The 24,152-nt window shown below is 65.3% G+C and carries 20 protein-coding genes; 7 read left to right on the top strand and 13 right to left on the bottom strand.

The window, feature by feature from the left end:
* Positions 1-78: 78 nt before the first annotated feature.
* The 3 genes from eccCa to eccD are packed head-to-tail and all read right to left on the bottom strand — an operon-like array spanning position 79 to position 7,067.
* Positions 79-4,131 carry a type VII secretion protein EccCa gene (eccCa, locus tag AB0F86_RS20575; RefSeq protein WP_356984980.1) on the bottom strand — a complete coding sequence of 1,351 codons (4,053 nt, stop codon included), beginning with the start codon at positions 4,129-4,131 and terminating at the stop codon, positions 79-81.
* Positions 4,132-4,146: 15 nt separating this feature from the next.
* Positions 4,147-5,532 carry a type VII secretion-associated serine protease mycosin gene (mycP, locus tag AB0F86_RS20570; protein WP_356984981.1) on the bottom strand — a complete coding sequence of 462 codons (1,386 nt, stop codon included), beginning with the start codon at positions 5,530-5,532 and terminating at the stop codon, positions 4,147-4,149.
* Positions 5,533-5,591: 59 nt separating this feature from the next.
* Positions 5,592-7,067, bottom strand: coding sequence for a type VII secretion integral membrane protein EccD (gene eccD / locus AB0F86_RS20565; RefSeq protein WP_356984982.1), 1,476 nt, complete (start codon positions 7,065-7,067; stop codon positions 5,592-5,594).
* Between the two features lie 151 nt (positions 7,068-7,218).
* Between eccD and eccA the strand changes: the two genes are divergently transcribed.
* Positions 7,219-9,048 carry a type VII secretion AAA-ATPase EccA gene (gene eccA / locus AB0F86_RS20560; protein WP_356984983.1) on the top strand — a complete coding sequence of 610 codons (1,830 nt, stop codon included), beginning with the start codon at positions 7,219-7,221 and terminating at the stop codon, positions 9,046-9,048.
* Positions 9,049-9,153: 105 nt separating this feature from the next.
* Complete coding sequence (gene eccE / locus AB0F86_RS20555; RefSeq protein WP_356984984.1) at positions 9,154-10,917, top strand: type VII secretion protein EccE; 1,764 nt, start codon at positions 9,154-9,156, stop codon at positions 10,915-10,917.
* 69 nt (positions 10,918-10,986) lie between these two features.
* Here eccE and eccB read toward each other — a convergent pair whose 3' ends face one another.
* From eccB to AB0F86_RS20510, 9 genes are all read right to left on the bottom strand, one after another.
* A complete protein-coding gene (eccB, locus tag AB0F86_RS20550) occupies positions 10,987-12,486 on the bottom strand; it encodes a type VII secretion protein EccB (protein WP_356984985.1) in 1,500 nt (499 codons plus the stop codon).
* Positions 12,487-12,584: 98 nt separating this feature from the next.
* Complete coding sequence (locus AB0F86_RS20545) at positions 12,585-12,896, bottom strand: hypothetical protein (RefSeq protein ID WP_181699419.1); 312 nt, start codon at positions 12,894-12,896, stop codon at positions 12,585-12,587.
* A 27-nt stretch (positions 12,897-12,923) separates the two neighbouring features.
* Positions 12,924-13,220: a WXG100 family type VII secretion target gene (locus AB0F86_RS20540; protein ID WP_181699421.1), complete on the bottom strand. Its 297-nt coding sequence runs from the start codon at positions 13,218-13,220 to the stop codon at positions 12,924-12,926.
* A gap of 93 nt (positions 13,221-13,313) precedes the next feature.
* Positions 13,314-14,105 carry an ESX secretion-associated protein EspG gene (locus AB0F86_RS20535; RefSeq protein ID WP_356984986.1) on the bottom strand — a complete coding sequence of 264 codons (792 nt, stop codon included), beginning with the start codon at positions 14,103-14,105 and terminating at the stop codon, positions 13,314-13,316.
* Positions 14,102-15,052, bottom strand: coding sequence for a PPE domain-containing protein (locus AB0F86_RS20530; RefSeq protein ID WP_356984987.1), 951 nt, complete (start codon positions 15,050-15,052; stop codon positions 14,102-14,104). Before AB0F86_RS20530 ends, AB0F86_RS20535 begins: the two co-directional genes overlap by 4 nt.
* Before the next feature lie 12 nt (positions 15,053-15,064).
* Positions 15,065-15,409: a PE family protein gene (locus tag AB0F86_RS20525; RefSeq protein ID WP_356984988.1), complete on the bottom strand. Its 345-nt coding sequence runs from the start codon at positions 15,407-15,409 to the stop codon at positions 15,065-15,067.
* A gap of 73 nt (positions 15,410-15,482) precedes the next feature.
* On the bottom strand, positions 15,483-15,800 hold the full coding sequence (locus tag AB0F86_RS20520) for a hypothetical protein (RefSeq protein ID WP_356984989.1): 318 nt from the start codon (positions 15,798-15,800) through the stop codon (positions 15,483-15,485).
* 105 nt (positions 15,801-15,905) lie between these two features.
* Complete coding sequence (locus tag AB0F86_RS20515; RefSeq protein ID WP_181699430.1) at positions 15,906-16,205, bottom strand: YbaB/EbfC family DNA-binding protein; 300 nt, start codon at positions 16,203-16,205, stop codon at positions 15,906-15,908.
* Positions 16,206-16,472: 267 nt separating this feature from the next.
* On the bottom strand, positions 16,473-17,405 hold the full coding sequence (locus AB0F86_RS20510) for a hypothetical protein (RefSeq protein WP_356984990.1): 933 nt from the start codon (positions 17,403-17,405) through the stop codon (positions 16,473-16,475).
* A gap of 635 nt (positions 17,406-18,040) precedes the next feature.
* On the opposite strand from AB0F86_RS20510, the gene AB0F86_RS20505 reads away from it, so the two are divergent.
* The 5 genes from AB0F86_RS20505 to AB0F86_RS20485 all read left to right on the top strand — a co-directional run bounded on the left by AB0F86_RS20505 (position 18,041) and on the right by AB0F86_RS20485 (position 22,529).
* Positions 18,041-19,900, top strand: coding sequence for a hypothetical protein (locus AB0F86_RS20505; protein ID WP_356984991.1), 1,860 nt, complete (start codon positions 18,041-18,043; stop codon positions 19,898-19,900).
* Positions 19,897-20,691, top strand: a complete 795-nt coding sequence (locus AB0F86_RS20500) for an ESX secretion-associated protein EspG (RefSeq protein WP_356984992.1) — start codon at positions 19,897-19,899, stop codon at positions 20,689-20,691. The genes AB0F86_RS20505 and AB0F86_RS20500 overlap by 4 nt, the downstream gene beginning before the upstream one ends.
* A 128-nt stretch (positions 20,692-20,819) precedes the next feature.
* Positions 20,820-21,137 carry a hypothetical protein gene (locus AB0F86_RS20495; RefSeq protein ID WP_225281909.1) on the top strand — a complete coding sequence of 106 codons (318 nt, stop codon included), beginning with the start codon at positions 20,820-20,822 and terminating at the stop codon, positions 21,135-21,137.
* Positions 21,138-21,144: 7 nt separating this feature from the next.
* On the top strand, positions 21,145-21,648 hold the full coding sequence (locus AB0F86_RS20490) for a YbaB/EbfC family nucleoid-associated protein (protein ID WP_356984993.1): 504 nt from the start codon (positions 21,145-21,147) through the stop codon (positions 21,646-21,648).
* A gap of 170 nt (positions 21,649-21,818) precedes the next feature.
* Entirely contained in the window at positions 21,819-22,529 is a 711-nt protein-coding gene (locus AB0F86_RS20485; RefSeq protein WP_356984994.1) for a hypothetical protein, read from the top strand.
* 709 nt (positions 22,530-23,238) lie between these two features.
* Here AB0F86_RS20485 and AB0F86_RS20480 read toward each other — a convergent pair.
* Entirely contained in the window at positions 23,239-23,682 is a 444-nt protein-coding gene (locus AB0F86_RS20480; protein WP_356984976.1) for a hypothetical protein, read from the bottom strand.
* Positions 23,683-24,152: the final 470 nt, after the last annotated feature.

Raw genomic sequence — 24,152 nt, 5'->3', positions numbered from 1 at the left:
GCTCGGCCGCATCGCTATCCGGGCGTGCCAGGCCGCTCGGTGGCGAACTGGTTGACGGCACGTCACCTGTGCCTCTGCTTACAACGGCGGCAGATGTGCGATCTGAATCATCTCTTCCCCACGCGTACGCGAGACAAGAATGCCGCGTCCGGGCGGCAGCTTGGACGGGCGCACATCGCCGAAGATCCGCCCCTCGTCTCGTGGACCACTCATCACCAACGCGTCGACCGACATGTTCTTCATTGCACCGAGCACGCCGGCGAACAATGCTCGCGAGACACCACCGGCACGGCGGGCGATGACCAGGTGCAGTCCGATGTCACGCGCCTGGGGCAAGTACTCCAGCAAGGGAGCCAGCGGGTCTGAGGCTGGGCTGGCACCGGCCACCATGTCGTAATCGTCTACCACGACATACAACTCGGGCCCGGTCCACCAGTTGCGTTCGCGCAGTTGCTGCGGGGTGATGTCGTCACCGGGCAGCCGGGTGCTCATGTAGTGCGCGATTTCCTTGACCAGCGTTCCCGCGGTCTGCGATGTCGACGAGTAACCGGCCAAGTGGGCCTCGTCCACCACGCCGAGCATCGTTCGCCGGTAGTCGATGAGAACTACCTTGGCGGCCTCCGGCGTGGAGTTCTCGATGATTCCCATCACGATGTTGCGCAGCAGGGTCGTCTTGCCCGATTCGACATCGGCGAAGGCCATGAAGTGCGGCTCGGTGCCGAAGTCGAGGACAAGTGGCTGCAGTTCGGATTCGCCGATGCCGACGATCACCCTGGTCGGGCCGAGCTGTATGCCCTCGGCGCGGGCTCGGTCGACCAGTTCCGTGCGCTCGATCTGGTGTGACAGCATGCGCACCGCGGGCGCCCGGACGTCGCCGTACAACGCGACGAGGTCGGCTTTCGCGCGGGCCGCTCCGTCGGACACGGTCTGCGGGTCGGAGTCCGAGTCCAGGCGAGGTAGTGCGATCAGCAGGTGCAGCTGGTCTGCGGTTAGTCCTCGACCGGGACGGCCGACCGGAACCAGAACGGCTGCGCGGCGGCCCATTTCGGAATCGGACGGGTCGCCGAGCCGCAGCTCGATGCGGGTGCCGATCTGGTCTTTGACAACGGGGCGGATCTGCGCCCAGCGAGAAGCGGCGATGATCACGTGGATGCCGTAGGAGAGCCCGCGCTCGGCGAGGCCGTTGATCTGGGTCTCCAGCGACTCGAACTCCTCGCGGATCACGCTCCAGCCGTCGATGACGAGGAACACGTCGCCGAACAGGTCGTCGGCGAGCGGGTGGTCGGCGGGCAGCACCCCACCGTTCGCGGCGAGCGCGGAGAACTTCCGCCGCCGGAAGTCCGCCATCGATTCGATCCGCAGCGCGCTGAACCGTTCCTCGCGCTGGCGGGCCAGCGTGCTCAGTTCGGCGATGGTGCGCCGGACCAGGTCGACGTCTTGCCTGCTCGCCACCGAGCCCACGTGGGGAAGTCCGACCAGACCGGCCAGGCTGCCGCCACCGAAGTCCAGGCAATAGAACTGCACCTGTACCGGTGAATGTGTGGCGGCCGCGGCCATGATGATGGTGCGCAGGGTGGTCGACTTGCCCGACTGCGGGCCACCGACCACCGCGATATTGCCTTGGGCGCCTGCGAGATTGAGCGTGAGCACGTCACGGCGCTGTTCGTACGGCTTGTCGATGATGCCGATCGGCATCACCAGCTGACCGTTGCGGTTGACCGGCGAACGCCAATCGGGTTCGGGCAGCAGCATGTCGACCGACGGTGATTCCTCCAGTGGCGGCAGCCACACCTCGTGCGCCGGGCGGCCGTGTCCGACAAGCCTTTTCACGACGACCTGCAGCAATGTGTCCGGCACGCCCTCGTCCGGTGAAGGCGGCAGCCCGAGTGGGTCGTCCAGGTCCGCAGGCTCCGGTGCCCGTTCGGGAAGTTCCGGCAACTCGACCGGCGCACCGGTGAAAACGCGGGCGGGCAGGTCGAGAACGACCTCACCGTTGGATCGACGCGTGACGGTTCGCGGCGCGATATACGCGCCGGACACATAGGTCGCGTTGAATCGCAACGGATCCGCCGAGTCGCTCTTCAGATAGGCCGAACCGGGGACGCCGGGGAGGTGATAGGCGTCGGTGATCCCGAGTACCGCGCGGGATTCGTTGGCGGAGAAGGTGCGCAGACCGATCCGGTACGACAGGTGTGAATCGAGGCCGCGCAGCTTGTTCTCCTCCAACCGCTGCGAGGCGAGCAGTAGGTGCACGTGCAGCGACCGGCCGAGCCGACCGATCATGACGAACAGGTCCGCGAAATCCGGCTTCTGCGAGAGCAGTTCGGAGAACTCGTCGACCACGACGAACAGCGCGGGCAGTGGGTCGAGTGGCTGGCCTGCCGCACGCGCCTTCTCGTAGTCGTTCACATTGGCGAAGTTGCCCGCCGAACGCAGTAGCTCCTGACGACGGTTCATCTCACCGGCGAGCGCGTCCTTCATGCGGTCGACGAGTTCGAGTTCGTCCTCGAGGTTGGTGATCACCGCGGCGACGTGCGGAAGCGGGTCGAGGCCGAGGAAGGTCGCGCCACCCTTGAAGTCGACGAGCACGAGGTTCAGCTGGTCGGGCGAGTGTGTCGTGACCATCGAAAGCACCAGCGTCCGAAGGAATTCCGACTTGCCCGAGCCGGTGGCACCGATGCACAAGCCGTGCGGGCCCATACCGTTCTCGGCGGATTCCTTGATGTCGAGCTCGACCGGGCTGCCGTCGGGTGTGATCCCGATCGGTACCCGCAGCCGCTCACGGCCGGTGCGCGGCCGCCACACCTGGGCCGGGTCGATCTGGGCCGCGTCCGGGATCCGCAGCAAGGCCATCAGACCGGGATCGGTCGACCCCGACGTGTTGTCGCCGAGGCTGACAATCTGGGCCGCGGTGGCCAGCCGATACCGGGCCAGGTGCCTGGCGAACGTCGCGGCCTCCTCCACGGTGACCAGATCCGCGGTGGCGAATTTCTCCGTCCCGGCGGCGCTGCGCGCGAAGAGCTCGTCCGCGACGGCCACCAGCTGCAACCCACGTCGAGCGGCCAGACCGTTCTCGGGTGCGGTCAGGTCGAAGACGGTGACCGCGTCCAGGCCCGATTCGCTGATCAGACGCTCGGAGCCGCTGACATACCCGTCGTCGATGACGACCACGAGATGCGAACGACCGTCGGGCACCTGGGAGTTGCGCATGAACCGGCCACGGTCGAGGAGCTCGTCGCCCATCGCGGTCTCGAGTTCGGCGAGGGATTGATACATCATCCGCGCCGATCCCATTCCGTCCTTCACGGTGGGATGCTGCAGATGCGGCAACCACTTCGCCCAGGACCACGCGGGCCCGTCGGCCTCGGCGCACACGATGGCGACAGACAGGTGGTCCGGCCCATGGAAAGCGGTGAGCTCCATCAGCACCACCCGCATCAGGCCACGGGCGTCCTCGATCGACCCGCCGACATTGATCGCCGGAAACGCGCGAAGCGATATCGCGGTCGGCAGCAGATGCACCACCGAATGGGTGCGCACGAAGCGTCGCAACGCCACGGTCGATACCGGCTCCAGATCCTCGAGTGGACCGGTCTCCGGGCGGGCCAGCTTGGTGGCGAGACGATGACTGCCCAGGCCGACCCGAACGTGCCCGAAATCGGGGTCGTTGGGCCTGCGCTCCCACATCCGCCGGGTGCCGAGCAGCGACCGCAGGTCGGCGGGGGCCGGATGGCTCCAGATCAGGGTTTCCAGCTGCTTGTTACCCGTCCGGCGCACGTCTTTGCGGATCTGGTCGAGGTAACGGAAATAGTCCTTACGCTCCTCGTTGAGCTCACCGGCCGCCTTCGGGCCGCCGCCGCGTCCCATGCCCGCGAACATGCCGACCATGGACATCAGCATCATCATCGGAAACATCATCATCATGGGATTGGCCAGCAGGTTGCGGCCCATCATCACGAACATCGCGAGCATGCCGACCACCGCGACGACCATCACCACCGGCATCAGCTTCAGCAGCATCGGGGTGGGAATCGGTCGCTGGATCTCCGGCGGCGGGCTCAGCGTCACTTCGCCCCCCGGTGCCCTCGGTGGTGCTATCCGTGGGCGTCTGACAAAACCTTCGGTAACCATGGTTCCCCCTCCGGGTTACGAATCAAATTCGGGCAGTTGCTCATTCGCCTGCCTACGCCGGTACGGCGCCGCGGCCGCGAAGCCGATCACCAGACCGCTCAGGCAGGCCAACGACCCGAAGACAGCGATGCGCCGAGGCCATGGGCTCTCGGCCGCGGGTGGCGGCGGCGGCACATACGCCTGCGGGCTCTGCGCGTTCGCGCTGATCGGGAGATCGGGCAACTGGTCGGTCAGTGCGGCGGTCGGATCGATGAGGCCCGCACCGATCCGGTCGTCGCGGCCCGCACCCGGCTGGTGCGCCGTCCGGACGATCCGGTCGATGACCTGCTGCGCAGTCAGATGCGGAAACCTCGCCCGCACCAGCGCCGCCAGGCCGGCGACATAAGGTGCGGCGAAACTTGTCCCCTCGATCGTGGCCGGTCCCTCCGATGTCTCGACGGCATCGACCAATCCGGTACCGCCCGGCTTGCTGTCGAGGGAAACGATCTGCCTGCCGATCGCGGCGACACCGATCCACGGGCCGTTGAGCGACAGCTCCGACGGTGCCCCGCTCGGATCCACCGACGCGACCGCGAGCACATACGGCGAGAACCAGGCCGGGCTCGCGATCGTCTTCACGCTCCCCCAGCCGGTGCCGTCGTTCTGCGCCGCACACCCACCGTCGCTCTGCACATTTCCGGCGGCCGCGACCACCACCACATTGCGCTCGTAGGCGTAACGAACGGCGGCACCGAGCGCGCCGTCGGCGGTGTCGCTACCGGCCTCCGCACAGGCGACCTCGGAGATATTGATGACCGTCGCACCGAAATCGACAGCGCGCACGACCGCCCCCGCCAGCGTGAGCACGTTTCCGTAGCCGGAGTCGTCGATGGTGCCCGGTGGCGGGTCGCCCCGCTTGTTCTTGGCCTGGTACGCGAGACTGAGCTGCCTGATGGCCAGGATCTCGGCCTCGGGCGCCACCCCGACGAAGGCGTCGTCCGGGCTCGGCCGCGCGGCGATGATGCCCGCGACCAGGGTGCCGTGACCGTCGCAGTCCACTGTTCCGTCGGAATCGGCGACATAGTCCCCACCGCTCTGCAGGGCTGGCAGACGCGGATGCCGATTGACTCCCGTATCGATGACAGCGACCTTCTGACCGGCACCTCGACTGAACTGCCAGGCCGACTCGAGGTCGAGCACACGTTGCGCGACAGGTGCTTCCTTCGGCGGTGAGCCGATCAGGCGGGGCTGAGCGCAGACCGTTCGCTGCTCCGTCGGTTCGAGCGGTGCGGCCCGTCCGCTGATGTCCTGGGCGACACCGAGCGCGGCGGAGTCGATTCCGGGCGGCAGAATCGTCGGCAACAGCGGTGCGGCGGCGGCCTGCTGTCCGCCGAGCTGCGCCACGATCGGTGTCGATGCCACGAGAAGTGCTGCCGCACAAATCATTCGCACTCTTGTGCGGCGTGCGGGTACTCGGCGCGTCATAGATTTCGGGCGATCGAATACACATCCATGATCCACACCACCAGCGGCACCATCGAGATGATCAGGATGTACTCGAAGATCTCGATGGCGCGCTGTGTCGGCGGGGTCGCCTCGGTGTGCGGCCCGAGGACACCGAATACCACCGAGCCGATCGCGAACAACAACAGCAACCCGACCGAGGTCAGCAGCATGTCCGAGTCGCCGAGCGCCAGCGTGACGATCAGCGCGATGAAGCTCAGGCAACCGGCGGTGATCATGACGCATGCCTGGGCCAGGTCCGCGAACGAGCGGCCACGCAGGCAGAGGATCGTCGCGGTGACAACCGCCAGGGCGATTCCGGGGCGCCCCGCGTCACCGAACGGGTCGGCCGCGACGACTGCGGCCGCTGCCGCGACGAACGCGGCGGCGGCGACGATTCCGGTCTGAAAGTTGTTGGCGTATCGGGCTCTGAGGCCGAGGCCGGTCGCCGAGGGCAGCACGGTCGCACCGATCGCGCCGATGCCCTCGATCGTCGGGCGCGGCTCGTGGTCGGCCGGGTCGATCGCCGCGCCGGCCGTGGGGACGGGTGGGATGGGCAGCTTGGCGAAGCCCGCCGCCAGCCTCGCCGCCGCGGAGAAGAGCACGGTCGCACCGACCACGAGTCCGGCGGCGATCGAGTCGAGACTCGGCTCCCAGAACAACCGGACCGCGGCCGTAACGGCACCGAGCGCACTCACGGTCCCGGCCGCGGCGATCATCGTCGTCCCCACCCGCGCGAGGCGATAGCAGCCGATCGCGGCGACGAAAGTGGCTGTGCAGCCGAGCAGAACGTGCGGCGCGCCAAGGGCTCCCGGCACGATCAGCGCGCCCGTCCCGAAAACCAGCAGCAGCGTGTACAGCACCAGCATGGCGCCGACGAACTCGGCACCGAGCTTGCGCACAGCGATCACCGCGGCGACCAGCGAGCCGATCGCCCCACCGGCCAGCATGATCGGCGCGATCAGGTCGGCCCCCTGGCCACGGGTCAGCGCGGAAAGCCCGAGACCGGCGACGATCGCGATCGCGGCGAGAACCAAGCCGACCATCCGCGCCGCGTCCGCCGACCAGCCATGGAACACCTCGGCGGTCAGCCGGGAAACGGCATCGATGACATCGTCGAACAACGCCGGCGATTCGGTCGAGGCTACCGACCGCAACACCAGCAGCTCGCCGTCGAAAACCTCTGCCTCGGACAGTGTTTGGTTGGGCGCGAGCGCGTCGCGGCCGAGCCGGGCGAGCGTGTGGTGACGCGCCTCCAACGGCGCCGCGCCGTCCTCCTGATCGGGCTGCTGCGGATCCCGTGACTCGATCAGGGCCACCAGGTCGTCGATGAATGCGATGATCGGAACATTTGCCGGTAGGCCGACGTCGAGCTGGGTGTTTCCCCCGATGACGGACACACGGCACAATTCGGGTTCGGTGGTTCCCAGGCCACCGCTCGATTGTGCTGACACTTGCTAACTACTCCCCCTGCATGTCAGGTTTGCCCGAATCGGGCAATCGTTCATAATGTATCCGACCGTTCGAGTCGGTGCACGGCCACGACGTTCGGACGCTACAGTGGCGAAAGCTACACGGGGAACAAAGATTTCGGGGGAAGCGCGGATGGCTGATATTCGCCAGGCACAACGGGCATTCGACGCGGGGGTCCTATCGCTCGGCCTGAGCATCGACGGACAGGAATCCAGCCGCGACCTCGAGTACGCGAGATTGGCATTCACGCGAGCCACCGAATGGGACGACGGAATGTGCGACGCCTGGCTGGGCCGCGCCGCCGCAGGCGAACTCACCCAGGAAGTACTCGTCAATCTGCACCGGACGAGCACCATTTCACTCAATCGCGAGCAGCGCAGGGTCGGTTTGGCGCCGCGTCAGCTCGCGGGCCGGTTCACACCCGGTCTCTACATCGACTACCCGCTGTCGAGCTTCACCGAGATCTGGCTCGCCTACGCGGCACATCTGATCGCGGACAAGCAGTACGGCGACGCCGAGCGGGTCCTCGACGAACTGGCCGCGCATCGGGTCGCGAAACCGGCCGATCCCGACAAACTCGCCGACGACCGGATCTGCGCCTACATCCGCGGCGTCCTGCACTACCAGACGCAACGCTGGTCCGACGTGATGTCGGTGCTGCCAGGATCCGCCGAATGGGACGACCCGTATCTGGCCGCGGGCGCGCACGTCATGGTCGGTTCGGCCTGTGCGCAACTCGGTTTGTTCGGTGAGGCCATCCGGCGGCTCGAGCAAGCCGAGGCGGGCCCCATTCCCGCGGCCCGCACCACCGCCATGTTCTGTCGCGGCCTGTGCCTGCGGGAATCCGGCAAGGCCGAGGAAGCGCAGAAACTTTTCGAGCAGGTCTATTCGCAGGCACCGGACTTCGAGGCCAACACCGCTGCCATGCGGGACAAGACCTACCGGCTCACGGTGACCACCCGCGAGGCCCTCGAAGCGAGGACCGACAAGTGGGATCCGGCCTCGGCGCCGTCGATGTCCGATCTCGAGGACGCGCAAATCCAGGATCGGGCCAAGTCCGTGCTCGCCGAGGCGCGCGCCGAACTGACCAAACAGATCGGGCTGGCCTCGGTCAAAACGCAGGTCGCCAAGCTGCAGTCCACCGCCCAGCTGGCCCGGATCCGCGCGGAGAAGGGTTTGTCGAGTGCGCCTCGCGGACAGCATCTCGCGTTCACCGGTCCACCGGGAACCGGCAAGACCACCATCGCGCGGGTCGTCGCCAAGATCTATTGCGGCGTAGGCATTCTCAAGACCGACAAGGTCGTCGAGGCCAAGCGCGTCGACTTCGTCAGCCAGAATCTCGGCGGCACCGCGCTCAAGACCGAGAAGGTGATCGACAGCGCGATGGACGGCGTGCTGTTCATCGACGAGGCCTACACGCTCATCCAGACCGGCCTGTCCGGCGGTGACGCCTTCGGACGTGAGGCCGTGGACACCCTGCTGGCCCGTATGGAGAACGACCGCGACCGGCTCGTGGTGATCATCGCCGGCTACGACGGCGAGATCGACCGTTTCCTCGCCGCGAACGACGGTCTGGCATCGCGCTTTTCGAAGCGGTTGCAGTTTCCGTCCTACACGCCGGAAGAGCTCGGTCAGATCGGTGAGGTGATCGCGGCGTCACGTGACTCCACGCTCTCCGAAGGCGCGCTCAACCGACTGGTCCTCGCCTGCCGGGATCTGTACGAAACACACAGCACCGATCAGAGCGGCCAGCCTCGCCGCGGTGTCGACCTCGCGGGCAACGGCCGTTTCATCCGCAATGTCGTCGAGGCGGCCGAGGAAGAACGCGAGTTCCGGCTCGCCAACGACGATTCCCTCGACCTGGCCGACGTCGACGACTCGGTTTTGATGCGCATCGAGGAACCCGACATGGCGGTGGCTCTGGACGGGCTGCTGGCCTCGCTGGGGTTTTCGGCGAACTAGCGCGCGGCGCACCCGCGCGGCTCGGGATCGACCTGCGCGGACACCAACTGAGATAGGCAGACGAGCGCACAGCTGTCGGTGATGCGCTCGGGTCGGGGGAGATCGGTGAGTATTCAGCAGCTGTCAGAAGACCGGACATCCCAGGAGCCGGAACCCGAGGAGCCCGGCACCGCCGGGTTGAGCTCGCAGGAGTTCTGGTTGTTTCGGCACCTACCACTGGGTTTGGTCATCCCGATGGCCCTCATCGAGGTCGCGGCGTCGCTGATCTCGATCGCGCTCGACGCGCCGTGGTGGGCGACGATGATCGTCTGCCTCGTGGTGGCCGCCTGCGGATTCGCTCCGGTGCGCGGGGTGCCGATCGGTCTGCGGATCGGCGCCTGGGTCCACTACCGGTGGCGCCGGCGCACCCGCACCATCATCGAACAGGATTCGACCTTCGACGTTCCACTACCCGACGGCGGCAGCGCCGGTGTGCGCTGGGACGGCCGATGCCTGGTCACCATGCTGCGCGTGGACTCGCCGCCGGACACGCTGACCCTGCTCGACCGTGGTTCGCTCAGCACCGATCAGGTGCTGCCGCTCACCGAAATCGCCCATTGCCTACGGCAATTCGATATCGCGCTCGACTCCATCGATGTGGTGAGCACCGGGACCCGGACCACGAGCACCGACGCCGTGCTCACCGGGTACGCCGCCCAGGTGGCACCGCTGGGCCGCATGTACGACCAGATCCTCGGCCCGTTGCCCGCCATCGCCCAGCGCACCATGTGGATCGTGCTCCGCCTCGATCCGTTGGCCAACGCCGAGGCCATCGCCAACCGGGGCAGCGGACACGAAGGCACGCTGCGCGCGGCCATCATCGCGACCCTGCGGGTGACCAACCGGCTCGCGACCAACGGCATCAAGGCCGCGATTCTGACCTCGGCCGACATGAGCGTCGCGATCAGGGAACTCAGTCGCGGCATCGCTATCGACCAGTTCGACGAACGCCCCGACACCCTGGAGCAAGCCGACGTATTTCTGACGAGCTACCAGATCGGCGACGAACTCATCACCGCCGACGGCTTCGCGCGGGTGTGGGCGGTGCCGAGTCTGGCGACAACGGTGATGGTACGGCTGCTCTCCGGCGACGACACCCGAGCCCGACTCGGGCAGCGGCGCAGGATGATCGAAGTGGACGCGCGAGTTCGCTACGACACCTATACCGAATTCGAGGAAGTACCGCTGGCGGGCCTGCGACCGCTGCCCCGCCGTCAGCTCTGGGCCCTGGCCGACAGCCTGCCGATCGGCAGCCGCGACACCGGGGCGGTGGGCTATCGGGGTGGGCTCGACGCGCTCGCCGACCTCAGCATCCCCACCACCGGATGCGGGCAGCTGATCGGTGCCGACAGCTCGGGCCGGGGCGTCGCCATTCCGCTGGTCGGTGTCGGCAGCCGCCGGATCGAGATCGTCGGCAACCTCTATCTGGCCCAGCAAGTGATTCTGCGCGCGATCGCGCTCGGAGCCGGTGCGATCGTCCACACGGATCGTCCGGCCGCGTGGCACACGATGGTCGCCAATGTCGGTGCGCCGAACGCTCTTACGTTGGCACCGCGCAATGCGGGTGCCCGGGTGACGCCCGCCGGCGGCGGACCACACGCGCCCGCGATCGTCATCGTGTTCGACGGTGTTCCGGCCTCCGCACCTCCCGGATCGGCGACCGTTGTGAATATCGCCCGCGAATTCACCTCGGTACCGAGGCCGGAAGTCGATGTCACCATCATCCAGGATCCTCGGTCAGCCACCACGATCACCGTGCATACCCCGGCCTCGAAGGCTACCGCCACCTTGGTCACCACGCCCACCGAGCAGTACTACCTCGGGGCCTGAGCGGTCCCCTGCAGACAACAGAGCCCGTCCGGCCGGGTCGGCTGGACGGGCTCTGTTGTGTCGACGGGCTCAGCTGCCGGTGGGCAGGGAGTCGTATTTCGTGAGAGCCGACTGCTTGGACAGCGTCGCTCCCGGCACGAGCTGGCCGACGATCTCCCACGGAGCCAGCTTCGGGGTACGTCCGAGGCCGAGGACTTCGGCGGTATCGAGATCGGGGATGCCGTAACGGATTCCGTTGTCGGCGACGTAGAACAAACTGCCACGTCGCGGGCTGCCCGAGCTGATTCCCGTGATCTGGAGGAACTCGCCGGACGACGGCGGGATGTACGCACCGTCGATCCGGTCTCCGGTGCCGTCCGAGGTGGCCACGGTCACCGCCTTCGCCGAGTCCGGGAGCGGCAACCGGGTACCGGCCAGCAGCGTGACAACGGCCCGGTCGGCGGGCGCCTCGGTGGCATCCGGGGCTTTGGTCGGGATCGCCTTCGCCTTAGTCCACGACAGGCAGGCCACCGGAGCGTCCTCCGCCGTGAGAATCTTCGGAATCTCGTCGGGGAACTCGTTCACCGGCAGTCCCGACACCGTCGCCATGCCATCGAGGATGTCCGGCGGCATCGATTTGATTTCCGACATCCCTTGGGAATTCGCGTTCCTGATCACCTGCGCGGTGAACGGCGAGATCCGCTGCACGCCACCGGCCTGCACGACATACAGCGCTTCCCCCTCCGCGGTGGACACCTTGATCACGCCACCGATCGGCACGTCGCTCAACCTGCCCGGCCCCGGCTGACCGGCCAGCGCGATGTTCGGCGGGGTCAACACGGGCACCTCCCGCGCGGCATCGAGCAGCCCGGTGCTCACCGCCCGAGGCTGATACTCCGAAAGCCGCAGCGTCCGTGCGATCGCCGTGTTCTTCGTGTCGATCTCGGCGCGCTTGCCGTCGTAGATCAGGTAGGTCTTGTCACCCCGGCTCACCAGCAGCGTCGCCGCCGGATCCGCCTCGCGGATCACCGCGTTCACGTGCGGCCGACCGGCAACCAACGTGGTCACCACACCGGGCGAGGAAATCGCGCTACCCGACTTGGACAGCTGCACCGTGTCGCACAGCGTCCAATCCGAACGTTCGCTCTGCTTCGAACCAGGCAGCGCCCCCGGCGCACCTGGCAAGCCGAGAATAGGCCCGCGTGGCGCCGAATCCAGCTTGCGATCCTTCACCGAAGTAGGCGTTTCACTACTCCCGGTGATCAACCGGGCCGACGCCAGATTCAGCACCGGATGAAGCGCGGTGATGTTCTTGTTGTTGTCCCGGACAACAACATAGAGCGCACCACTGTCCTTCCCCATGACGATATTCGCATCGCCGATCGCGCCCTGCGGCCGCAGAAACGCCATGATCGCCGCCCCGGCGACGATCAGCAGTGCGAGGATCGCACCGGCCACCAGTGAGCGCAACTGAGAACGCATGGGGTCGTGCAGCATTCGCACATCACGCCGGATCAGGGCATGGTCCAGCCTGCGCAATAAGAAGCGGTAGCCGTTGACCTGCGCGCGGGTGGTCAGCTGGGCAGGCACTGTTCCTCCAATGAACTATTCGAACCGGTGCACAGTAGTCGCCGATATGGCTAGGCACCCCTTTCGGTTGTTCGAAAGGGGTGCCTAGCCGATGGCCGCTACTGGATGAACCAGTCACCGACCTTCTGGTCGGTGGTGGTCGCGTTCTGCAGCGCGGTCTCCACCTTGTTCGCCAGGTCGGTCAGCTGAGCCGCGGTGTCGCTGAAGTCGGTCTTCCAGACCTGGTACACGGTGTTGAAACCGGTGAAGGACTCACTGGTCTCGCCGGAATTCGGATCGATCCAGGCGTTCTGCATCTCGGTGTAGCCGTGCTCCATCTCGCCCGCGACGGTGTTCAGCTTCGTGACCTCGTCACGAAGCGAAGTGATCAGCGGGTTGATGTAAGTCGGGTTATAAAGCTGTTCGGACATGATTGCCTCCGTTTATAAAGTTTGCGATTAGACTTTGAGAACTGTGAACTCTGCGGCGTTGGCCTGGTTCATCTGCGACAGGCCCTGGGTGCCGCTCTGAACTGCCTCGTGGATCGCATCGAGCTTCTGGTTCAGATCCGCGGACTCCTGGTTCCACTGGGTGGACACCTTGTCGAACTGAGTCTGCGCGTCACCCACCCAGCCGGGCCGTGACGCTTCGATAGACGACGTGATCTCCTGCAACGTCCGACGGACGGACGCGATAGAGGTCTCCATTACATTGGCTGCCGCGACAGCCTTCACTTCATCCTGAAACTGAGCCATGAAAGGCACCTTCCTGAAAGTGTTCCGGACCTTCCGGACCGATTCGCCGAATTCGGCAGCACCGGCTTCTACTTCTGGTGGAGAAACCCTGATCTAGCTGGGCATCCACCTCCCCCCCGGCAGAGATTCGACCAACCCCGCAATCGCCTGCGCGACCCGGTGATCGGTCCCAGGCGTGACGGTCGACCACGCCTGCTGGTCCGGGGCTGAACCGGGAGCGGCCGCGATGCGGCCCTGCGCGGTGTCGTAGACGACAACGGCTCCCGGAGAACTTGTGGTGGCGCCGTCCTCGTGCGCATAGGCAACGATTTCGGCGTATGAACGGCACGAACCAAATGCCAACCCGTATGCCGTGGCGTCACGTCCCTGCACTCCGAGGGCGTATACCGCGTCGGCGTAGTCGGATGACTCCGTCGCACCGTCGAGTCGTTCGGCGACCTCGGCCGCCGGTGCGCTGAAACTCGCCACCTGGGCGGCGTCACAGCGGCCGAGAGCGTCCAGGATCGGGCGCGCGAGCGCGGCCCCCGATCCGTCGCTCCAGATCGAGCTGATCTCGAAGTGGTCACCGCGCCGGATCGCGAACGCATGGTGCTCGCCACGCCGGACCAGACACATCCGCACGGTTTCGCCCTCGCCGTAGACACGGACGACCAACTCGCGTTCTGGATTGGCGAGTGCGGTCAGCGCGTCGCTCAGCTCGAGCGCGACCTCGCCGTAGGCGTCGATCGAACCATCGGCTTTCAGCTCGACGGACGCATCTTCGCGTGCTTTCAGCAGTTCGTCGTATGTCTCCCACCGCGGCCATACCGCGAGCACGGTGGGCAATGTCTGCACGCCGAGCCGATCGGTCAGCGTCAGCAGCCCGTCGGTGGTCAGAGTCGTCACGCGCTCGCCTCCTGCGCCGGTGCGGCTGCCTGCTGCACGTTGGCCGCGGAACCACCGAGCACGGCGGGCGCGGCTTGCACTCCGGCGTCGACGAAATCACCCTCGCCCGCCGACAACAGACCTGCCCGGCTCGTGTGCTCTTCTTCCGCCTTCGACGCCGCTATGGCGCCCGGTGCCATCGGCACCGAACCCTGCGGCACGGTGACGGGCTGAGCAGTAGTCACCGGTGCGGCGACCGAGGTCACCCCGGCGGCAACCATCCGGCCACGATATGCCGTCTGCCGCATCGGAACCGACAGTGCGCCGAGGCCGAGCGGCATGGCGATGCTGCCGGTCGAGGTGGGTGTCGTTGTCGCCGTGGTTGTTTCAGCGTGCAACGCGTCGGCTGTCGCGATGACCGGCGGCTGCGGCTGTTCCCATGGTGTCGCCAACGGCTCGGTGACGAGCTCGTAGGTCCGCATCACCCGCGCGGCTGTCGCCTTGGCGAGGTCGGCTTCTCCGTCGATCTGCGCGGCCTTCGCCAGCATCGGCGCGCCGAGGGTGGCACTCACCGCTTCCAATGCCTGCTGTGCGGACTGGATCGCGGCGATCGCGCCTGCGTCAGGCATCGCCAACCTGGCCACCTGATGGGCGGCGGCGTGTGCTTCCGCTTGCGCGGCGTTCGACGCGGCGGCGGTCGCCATGTCGAGGAACCAATGCCGCAGCGCGGAAATCTTCTCGACCGTTGCTCTGGCTCCGTCGGACTGCCACGCACCGTCGATACCGCCGAGAATCTTCTCGAATTCCACCACCGCGAGTCCGAGACCGGCGCCGAGCCGCGCCCACGCCAATCCTGTCTCGGCCGGGGTCCGTGCGCCTGCCCCGGTGGACAAGTCCCGGGAAAGATCCTGAGGCGACTTCGCCTCCCAGACCTGGCCGGTGAAACCCGGGGGTGCCGGTTCGAGCATCAGCGAGTCCCGTCAGACGTTCCGCGAACGGAACTCGTCGGCACTGATTTCCTCGTTCTGCACAACCCGATCGGACTGGGCGCGCAGGTTCGCGGCGATCTTGCGTAGCTCGAGCACCCCGTCGATCAGGTTGCGCTGAAACGATTCACCGACGGTGGTGAGCGTCTGCGCGGCCCGCACAGACACCGCGTCACTGCCCGCCGGCGCGGGAGAAAGTGCGTGCTGTTCGAGACGCAGATCGTTTTCGAGCCGCTGAGCCAGCGCATCCAGCTGCGCGGCCGCGTTGGTTGCCGCGACCGAATCGAACCGGATCTCGCTCGATTCACCCCCGACAGAAGCGTTTGTATCAATCCCCATTGCCACTGCTCCTAATTGCGAACGAAAATCCCGCTCCGAAATAGTTCGCAGCGGTTACGAATTCGACCAAAAGTCAGCGCGACCTGACGGAATTCATTGCGGCGGCGCCGATCTGCTCGTCGAGCTGAACCGCGCCGACAGTTTGCGCCGATACCAGGGCAGTACCCGCATGCACCGCCGCGATCTCGGTTACCGATGCCAGGTTGTTGCCCTGTGCGACAGCGAACGCGGCAAGAAAATCCTGCCCGATCAAACCGAAGATCGGCACCGCGGCCGCCATCGATGCGCCGGCATCGGCAGCGCCGGCGGCCGCCACCTGCGTAGCCATAGCAGCGTTGGCGGCACCATAAGAAGAAATCGCCGCGGTATCGGTACGAATCAGAACGGCCATCGTCCCCTCCAGAATATTTGATGGTCGACATCAGCATACATTGCTGAAAAATGTTGTGCTACAAGGCTTAAGGGAATCATAAGGAGCTCGAAAGTTAACGAGACATTACCGCGCGACCTCGGCGTTGAACTCCTCGATCAACTGCGCGCGGCGCGCAAAAGCGCTGGCCGCGGCCGCGGCGGCGGTAGCGACAAGGGCGGATTCGAAGCCGTCGGGCGTCATGCGGGTGACGGCGGCGGAGAATTCCAGCGCCGTCATCGCACCATTTCCGTCGACCTCGACCGTCATCGCATCGTCCTCGGACGCCTCGCGCTCCCTGATCCGCGTGAGTTGGTCATGCAGATCGCGCATACGATAGACCTGTCGCTGCACTCGATCGACCAACTCGTCCATGGAATCGACCACGATTCCCCCCTTCCATCTCGTCATCTACCGACGAGACTCCAAACCTGTTGTTACAACTACCATCTCGGCGCCGAAAACACCATAGATCTTCGTCTTTCTGCCACTATCGGCGGCAAAACGGTCGAGCCGACGGGTCGCAATACCTGAAAAGAGTTCATGGCATTCGACAAGTGCCGAAATGATGACCGCTGATCATGTCCGACATTTTGTCGGCGGGATTTTCGATTCTCGCGCAGCGAGTCATTCACTTCGGGAGTTCATCGGCGACTACCCGCGCGCGTCGACCAGTCCCGCCAGCGAAAGCTGATACCACGCGCCGTCGACATCGCCGACTGAACCCAAAGCATCCTTCAGGAGATCGCGGGTGACCGCCCCCACCTCCGCCGCCGCGACCAAGACCGCCGCAGCGGACCACGGCGCATCGGCGGAACCAGCGGCACACACGGCGTCCACGACCTCCTCGGCAGTCCGGATCCCCGGCATCGCGACAGCCAACTGCCCGACCTCGGCCGACTCGCCCCGATACCACTTCCCGCGATCCCACCAGAAGCAGAACGACAAGAGCCCATTCGCCGCACGGGGATTGAGTACCTGGTTGGCCACCCACTCGGGCGCACCCGCGTAGTAGTCCGGAAGCACTCCGGTGCTGTTGTACGCCACCTCCAGATCCGGAGCCCCCCAGACACCGCCGGACAACACGGCACGGTCCCCCGGCAGCAGATACAACGTCGACCCGCTACGCCCATCCCCCTCGAAGATCCCCATCGACGGGAACACCCGAGGCCCCCGCTCCGACTCACCCGCGACGAACGCGGCCGAGAGCACTGCCCACCGTCCCCACACCGCCGCCAACCCAGGCAGCCCCTCCACCTCTCGCGCCGAAGCCACCCCTACCGAACGCGCCCGCGCAGCCGCCTGCCGCGCCGAGCGTCGCTGCGAATCCTCCTGCCGCACATAGGCCGCCAACCACACCGGGACTCGGGCGCGCGGAAACGCCTGCAGATCCGCAAGATACGCATCGGGAGTCAGCAACTGATCACCCGGAAACGGTTCGTCGCCGTAGTCGTACTCGACCTCGGAACGCCCGTCCGCCGACGCCCGCACGACCATCCGCCACCACGGCCCACGGAGCGAACCGATTTCGCGCACGCGTTGCTCGCGAATCAGATCGAGCACATCCTCCGGCACCTCGGAACGCACCGCCCGACCTTCCCGGTCGAACCAGTCGACTCTCGCCACACCCGTGCCACCAGCCAATGCGACAGATGCCTCGAGCCTCCTCCACCCCGCTGGACCGACCTCGCCGAGCCGACGAATCAATGTGTCCGCCAGTGGCTCCCGAGCCGACAACACCGGACGACCGACTCCCGCAGTATCCGAACCGAGCTCGTCCGAAATCGACGCCCCCTGTGAACCGAGCACCGAGTCGACGCCGTTTGCGGCTGGGCGGTTCACCGCCTTCTCGTCGTCCGCAGGCGTCACCCCGAGCTGGAATCCGATGTCGGTGGAACCGAGCAGCCTGCCCCCAGTACCCTCAGCGTCCGACGCTGCACGGACTCCCCGTTCGCTCACCTCGGTTACCCTCCCCACTCCACTCGGCATCCAGATGTAGCTACCCGATCCTGCCCCGTGTCCCCTACGGACGCCAGCGCACGGCGCCGATGCCGAAACCACCTGCCCTGTGGCACTCACCCCGCCAGAGCGGCATAATCCCCAGAGGTAGCTCGCCAACGCAAGACGGGCTACCGGGGGGACAGGACAGGCGGGGGGAGACATGATCGCTACCGTCGCACGACCAACTCCGAAGCCAAAAGAAGCACTCGAGGGGAGCTGGCGTGACCGACTGGCGAGAGCTACAAGCCAAAGCGCAATTACCGAGCGATGCGCTGATGTTCAACTCATCGGTGACAGCCACTGCGTTGAACTCTTGCAACCAACTCCTCGGATATCTACTGCTCGTCAAGCAGCACATTCCGAATGTGAACAATCTCAAGCCGTTCGCAGGCCCGAGCTCTATCTTTTGGTCAGGAACCAAGCTGGCGATGGAATTCTCCACCCAGGCCGACAATCTCGATCGAATAGTGCAGTCGCACGTCGATATCGTCAATGCGATGGCCGATACATTCAAGGCTGCCGGTCTCGCTTACGCAAAGGCCGAAAACCAGTCGACTGACGCGTTCAAGGACATCTTGAACACCACCACCGCAGGCCGACCCACCACACCGAAACCTTTCCTTCCGGACTCGTACCGGCCGTCCTACGACGTGCCTGTTCCAGGAGTACCACGCAAGACACCCGAGCTCGGTTATCCAGCCAAGACGGTGAAGCCCGAGGTTCAGACGTATGGGCCACTGCTGGACAGGAAGAGACGCAATCTCGGTAGTGACCACAAACCTCCGTCGGACACCCGCGCGGTGCCACCCGAGAACGCCTTCTCCGAACCCTGGGTTTCCTTCTACCAGCTCGGCGAAAGCATAAATGCGGGGACGATCGCATTCGCGGCGGAGAATTGGGAGTGGATGGCAAACCAACTGGCCAACGGCTTCGCCCTGTTCCGCTCCGATGGCCCGAAAATGCGGTCGGGCTGGACCGGTGCCGGGGCAGATGCGGCGTTGAAAGCCATCGAAGACTACACCGCCGATACCGAAGGTCTGACGCTCAATATGAAGTACGTCAGCAGCCGACTTTACGACTTGGCATCGTCTCTCAGAGAGACACGAGTGCGCATGCCGACTACGCCGCAGGATCCAGCTGAACAAGACAAGAGTGGAAAAACTGAAAGCAGACTGAAGTACATACAAGAGGACTGCGATGCCTACTACATCGCCGGTATCATTCGGTACAATTCGGAACTCTTGACTTTGAAGTCGCCGAAGAGCAGAGCAGGTCTTGCTCTCCCACCGCAGGAGGCCGCACCGGAGGTACCGGCACCTGCCGCTGTACCCGGCGCGAATACCGGAGGTGGCGCGGGCGCAAATGGAGGAGGCGGCGGCACTCCTCAACTCACCACGCCTGAAACCCCCACTACTCCAACGACACCGGAAACACCGACGACGCCGACAACGCCCGATACCGGTGACCTGACCTCCGCTCTCGAAAGCGCGTCGGAGGCCGCCCAGAATCTCCTGTCATCCGCCACGGATTCTGCGGACACCTCATCCCTCGAAGACGCAGCGAACAGCGCGCAGGAAGCCGCGCAGGATGCGACCGAGGATGCCTCGAGCGCTCTCGAGCAAGGACTGGAGGCTGCGCAGCAGGCGGCCGAAGAGAGCTTGCAGGCCGCTCAGGAGGGTGTCGAAACGGCTCAGGAGAACAGTGCGCTGAACGGTGTGGCACCCACCGGACTTGCGGGACTTCCCACGTCGGCCGGCGGTGGCGGTGGTGGCGGTGGCTCCCGAGCCGGTCTTGGGGGCGGAGCGGCCGCGGCGGCTCCACTGACTCGAGATGCGACCCAGTCCCGATTGTTCCCTCGCGCAGCAGCGATCACGACGGCCGACGCCATGGTGAGTCGTGCCGGGATCGCGGCTGGGGCCACCGGTGCGGCCGGCGCACCGGGCATGAGCCCCGCCGCCGCTGGGCAGGGACAAGGCCAGGGCAAAGAGCACAAGCGCCCGCAGTATCTGAATTCGACTGAGAATCTCGATGAAGCACTTGGCGACGCACCGGTCGTGGTTCGGCCGGTGGTGGAACGATGAGCCGGACGTGGCAGCTCACCGATCTGGAGCTCGTGGTGATCTGGGAGTCGCTCGGTGAAGCCGGCACGCTCCCTCATCCACTCGTATTCATCAGTAGGACCCCCATGTATTACGACTACTTGCGTGAGAAACGGGAAGTTGGTGAGGGTTTGAGCACCAAGCTGGACAACTCGTTCAAGAACGTCCTCGAAGCACTGACCCAGCCAGATATCCGGATCGTGGTCAACGGTCTGGATTCGCGCGACCCCCATCGCGCCGACGGCCGGGTCAGGATGTTGGCGTTGCGCCGCGCGAATCGCGGCTATCTGATCACCCAATTGCCCGGCGAGACGTATATGCACAGCGGCGGGTTCACGGTGACCGAATGTGATCCGCTGAAGCTGGCGGACATCATCGTCAGCGCGTTGCCCCCGGCCGAGGCCGGGAAGATGCCGGAGATTCCGTTGATCGAGACTGCCGTGACCGATGTCGAATACGACTACGGCCGCTCGTTCGTGGAGGACGATTTCGATGAGCGGACGAAGGTTCGTTCCAGCAAGTTTCTCGCGATGCCGACAGCATCCGTCGGATCGATAGGTGTGGTGCAAGGCCACTCGGAATTCGGACCACGCGGCATCACCGAGCGCTGGCTCCAGTGGCGGGATCTAGAAGACGACGGCCGATACGCGGTGACTCCGGAACCGAGTTCCACAGCGATCCCTGCGGATTCAGCTCAGTTGATCTCGATGGTCAATGCTCGGATCGCCGCGGTCATTCGTGCGATCAGGGATGAACGCAAGTCATACAGTTGACTCTTGGCGCAACCGCGGGTGTGCATTCACGGCCCGCAACCAAGACTATTGTGCCTTCATACTCGTTGTGGCACAGTCGAATAGGTGGCCACAGGTGCGGTCACTGTGGGACAGTTCGGGGGGAACCGATGACAGAGCCGATCGAAGTGAACACCGCCAAGCTGGCACAAGTCATCCACGACATCGCCGCGATCGCGGACCAGTTGGATACGATCGCCGCCGCCGGTAAGGCAGCTGTCGCGCCGGGAGCGGCCGCTTGGGGCGATGACCGGTTCGGCAGCAAGTTCGCGGACGGGGCAGACGGATTCGAAGCCGGGGCTACCAACATCGTGGAGAGCACGAGCACGCTGTCGACCTCGATGGGCAACCTGTCCAACGGGATCTTGTCGGGCAGCAAGCGTAGCGACGAACGCGAGCAGGAAAACGTCGACGGCTTCGGGAAGTAGACTTTCGATGAACAATGAAGCCGAAACCGCCTCTCTGCTGGCCACTTTCAGCCAGCAGATCAGTGCGATCGCGGAAGCGGCGCAGAAACGCGCTCTGCTGACCGGGACCGGGATCACCAACGACAAACGTGTCACTGTGACGATGAACGCCGATGGTGCGGTGATCGAGACGAAGTTCTCCTCCGACATCGACGAACTCACCTATGACGAAATCGCCAAAGCTGTCACGACTGCCGCGCAACGCGCTCTCGCCGATGTCGGGCGTCAGACCGAGGAGCTGATGCAACCGATCGCGGATCAGCGGGCCGCGATGCCGAAGCTGCACGAACTCATCGACAACCTTCCCGACCTCGATAGTCAGGCGCCTACGCTGCCGGCGGCCTCGATGGCACCACCCAACTCTCCCGAACGCGTCAGAGCCGAGGAGGCGGTGCCGACCTTCGACAATGCCGAGGATCACGCCAGGTGGACGGCCGAACGTCGTACCGGGGTCACAGATTCGGGCTGGTAGCCGGATTGTTTACCGGGCCGGTGGACTCGCGTCCAGTTGCCGCGCCCGGTTCGATGGTGCGATGTCGTACAGTCGAGACCCGGTCGGCCCGGGGGCGAATATTCACTCATAAGTCGCCCGTCCGGACCAGCTTCCCTACCCCACCGAGTCGGACGCCGAGAGGACAGATAGTGATCGACGACGACGAGGCGTGCCGATTCTGTGGCCGATTCGTGCTCGAGGTGGACGGATGGGCGGAGTCCATGCAGCCCTACCACCAAATGCGTGCCTCGTGGGATGAGAACGCGAGCTTCTTCTGGGGCTCGTTCCACCTCGGGTGCATCCGAAACTTCCCGGAACGGGAAACGTTCAGGCGGGAGGCTGCTGCCTGGGTTTCGACGGTGGAGGATGTGGTGCTGCTCCGGGGCGGTGACGGCGAAACACACGAAGTGCCCCGCCGTGGACTCGGTTTTACCGATCTGGTGGCCCGCCTTCCCAGTGGGGAGCTCTACGAGAATCCTCGGTTCAACGAATGGGCGTATGTCGAGGAATCCGGCCCCTTTCATTTCATCGACATGCACCGTGCAGAGGCTCTCGGTCGAGGCGAACGTGTGCGCGGTAGCGCCGGCGGGCGATCGATACTGTTGAGCAAGGACCCACAGGTCGATGTATCGACATGGGACCTGGTGGAGCTGTTGGACTTCCTCGATGTGCGCGACCTCTATCAGGAGATGCTGGACACGCTCGAGCCGAAGTACCGCTACGTGGACTCCGGGCGAAACCGCTTCGGCCTGGTGCTCGATTATTCGCTGTCCTGCATTCAGGCATACCCGTCGGACCTCGCCCGCTTCTTCGGTGAATACCTGTCCGGCTATGTGCCGAAGCGGCTAGAAGACGCTTGAGCTCGCGCTAGGCCTGCCGTGGCCTGGCACCCGGCCGTAGCCCGTGCGCACCTCCGCTGAATCATGCGTGATGGTGCAAGCAGCTCGAATCACTCGGCAACAACAGCGAATTGCTGCGTTGTAGTTTGTATCCACTTGTGGCACAGTCGAACTCGTCGACACCGCGATGTCGGCTAATGTTTGGTTGCACCAGCCGTGGGGGGCTTCGATGACGAGTACTGTCGCCTACCCATATCTGCCGTGGGTTGTGCCGGTGGATGCGCGGGTGTTCCGCATCGAGTACCGGTAACCCGCTGTGGCACTCGGATTCCCGTCCTGGCTCGAACCCGTGGAATGGCTCGTCGGAGCCGACTGGCCACACGGCAACGAAGACCTCATGTGGCAAATGGGCAAAGACCTCCAAACCGCCGCCGACGACGCCAAGGCCCTCGTTCCCGAACTCGAAGCCGTTGTCGGCACCGTCAACGCCGCCTACCCCCGAGGCCGCGGCGGGGAATCCATCCTCGAATGGATCCAACCCCTCATCGACGGCCAAGGCCCCGACAAAAACGGATCCCTCGCTCACCTCGCCGACCACTGGACCAAACTCGCTGCCGCCGCCGACTCCGGCGGCGACCATCTCCAAGCCGCCAAACTCAACTTCTACATCGCCGGCGCCTGGCTCCTCACAGAACTCGCCTGGGCCGCCGCCGCCGGACCCGGCGCACCACTAGCCCACGCCATCGTCATCGCCCAAGCCCGAAAACTCTTCACCTGGATGGGCAACCGCCTCGCCAGAGCCATCGCCCACACCATCACCACCAACGTCACCGAAGAAGTCCTCGAACGCATAGCGGTCAAACTCGTCTACGAAACCGTCCAAGAATCCCTCGTCGAACTCGGACAAGGCACCAGCCAAGAACTCACCGTCCAACACATCCAGAACACAACCGGCCACATCAACGGCTACGACTGGAAAGCGGTCGGCCTCAACGCCGGCATCTCCGCCATCGCCGGCGGCGTCGGCGGCGCCACCGGCTTCGGCCTCGGCCGCAAACTCCCCACCACCAACGGCGGCTGGACAGGGGCCCGCAACGGCGCCACCACCGGCGCAGGCGCAGGCCTCGCCGGCGCGACCGCCGCCTACCTCGCCACCGGCGCCTTCACCGGCCAATGGGACTTCGACCCACGCTCCTTCACCGGCGGCGCCGCCTCCGGCGCCGGACCCTCCGCCATCCACGGCTACCGCGGACACACCGACAACGCCGGACCCATGAACTACACCGGCAACACCACCCGCGCGGGCAGTCCCTCCCAAACGGACCACGCCGGATCGAATACGGCAACGAACAACGGAGCAGGCGACAGCCGGAACAACGGCGACAACAGCGGCTCGAACAACGGAACTGACACCGAGGCCGGCCCGGCCGACACAGGCACCAACCAAAACTCTGGAAATGCCGACACCGTTGACCCAGCGTCCTCGGAGAATTCGGCCAGCACACAACAGACAACCTCACCCCCCGGACAGACTGATCCCGGCGTCGGTACCGGGGCCCCCGCTGCACAGCCCACAAGCGACGTCAGTCCCTCGAACGCCAATGCTGATACCGCTCACACTCCAACGGATTCAGCTATCGATGC

This window comes from Nocardia sp. NPDC023733 (assembly GCF_040639775.1).
Classification (GTDB): Bacteria; Actinomycetota; Actinomycetes; order Mycobacteriales; family Mycobacteriaceae; genus Nocardia; species Nocardia rosealba.
The sequence above is the reverse complement of the archived record's forward strand: the minus strand, read 5'-3'. Positions and strand labels throughout refer to the sequence as shown.

Bases quoted from the DNA above. Each gene is read 5' to 3' on its own strand.
- eccCa (WP_356984980.1), bottom strand. From the start codon at position 4,131: ATGGTTACCGAAGGTTTTGTCAGACGCCCACGGATAGCACCACCGAGG.
- eccA (WP_356984983.1), top strand. From the start codon at position 7,219: ATGGCTGATATTCGCCAGGCACAACGGGCATTCGACGCGGGGGTCCTA.
- AB0F86_RS20545 (WP_181699419.1), bottom strand. From the start codon at position 12,896: ATGTCCGAACAGCTTTATAACCCGACTTACATCAACCCGCTGATCACT.
- AB0F86_RS20540 (WP_181699421.1), bottom strand. From the start codon at position 13,220: ATGGCTCAGTTTCAGGATGAAGTGAAGGCTGTCGCGGCAGCCAATGTA.
- AB0F86_RS20530 (WP_356984987.1), bottom strand. From the start codon at position 15,052: ATGCTCGAACCGGCACCCCCGGGTTTCACCGGCCAGGTCTGGGAGGCG.
- AB0F86_RS20525 (WP_356984988.1), bottom strand. From the start codon at position 15,409: ATGGGGATTGATACAAACGCTTCTGTCGGGGGTGAATCGAGCGAGATC.
- AB0F86_RS20520 (WP_356984989.1), bottom strand. From the start codon at position 15,800: ATGGCCGTTCTGATTCGTACCGATACCGCGGCGATTTCTTCTTATGGT.
- AB0F86_RS20500 (WP_356984992.1), top strand. From the start codon at position 19,897: ATGAGCCGGACGTGGCAGCTCACCGATCTGGAGCTCGTGGTGATCTGG.
- AB0F86_RS20495 (WP_225281909.1), top strand. From the start codon at position 20,820: ATGACAGAGCCGATCGAAGTGAACACCGCCAAGCTGGCACAAGTCATC.
- AB0F86_RS20490 (WP_356984993.1), top strand. From the start codon at position 21,145: ATGAACAATGAAGCCGAAACCGCCTCTCTGCTGGCCACTTTCAGCCAG.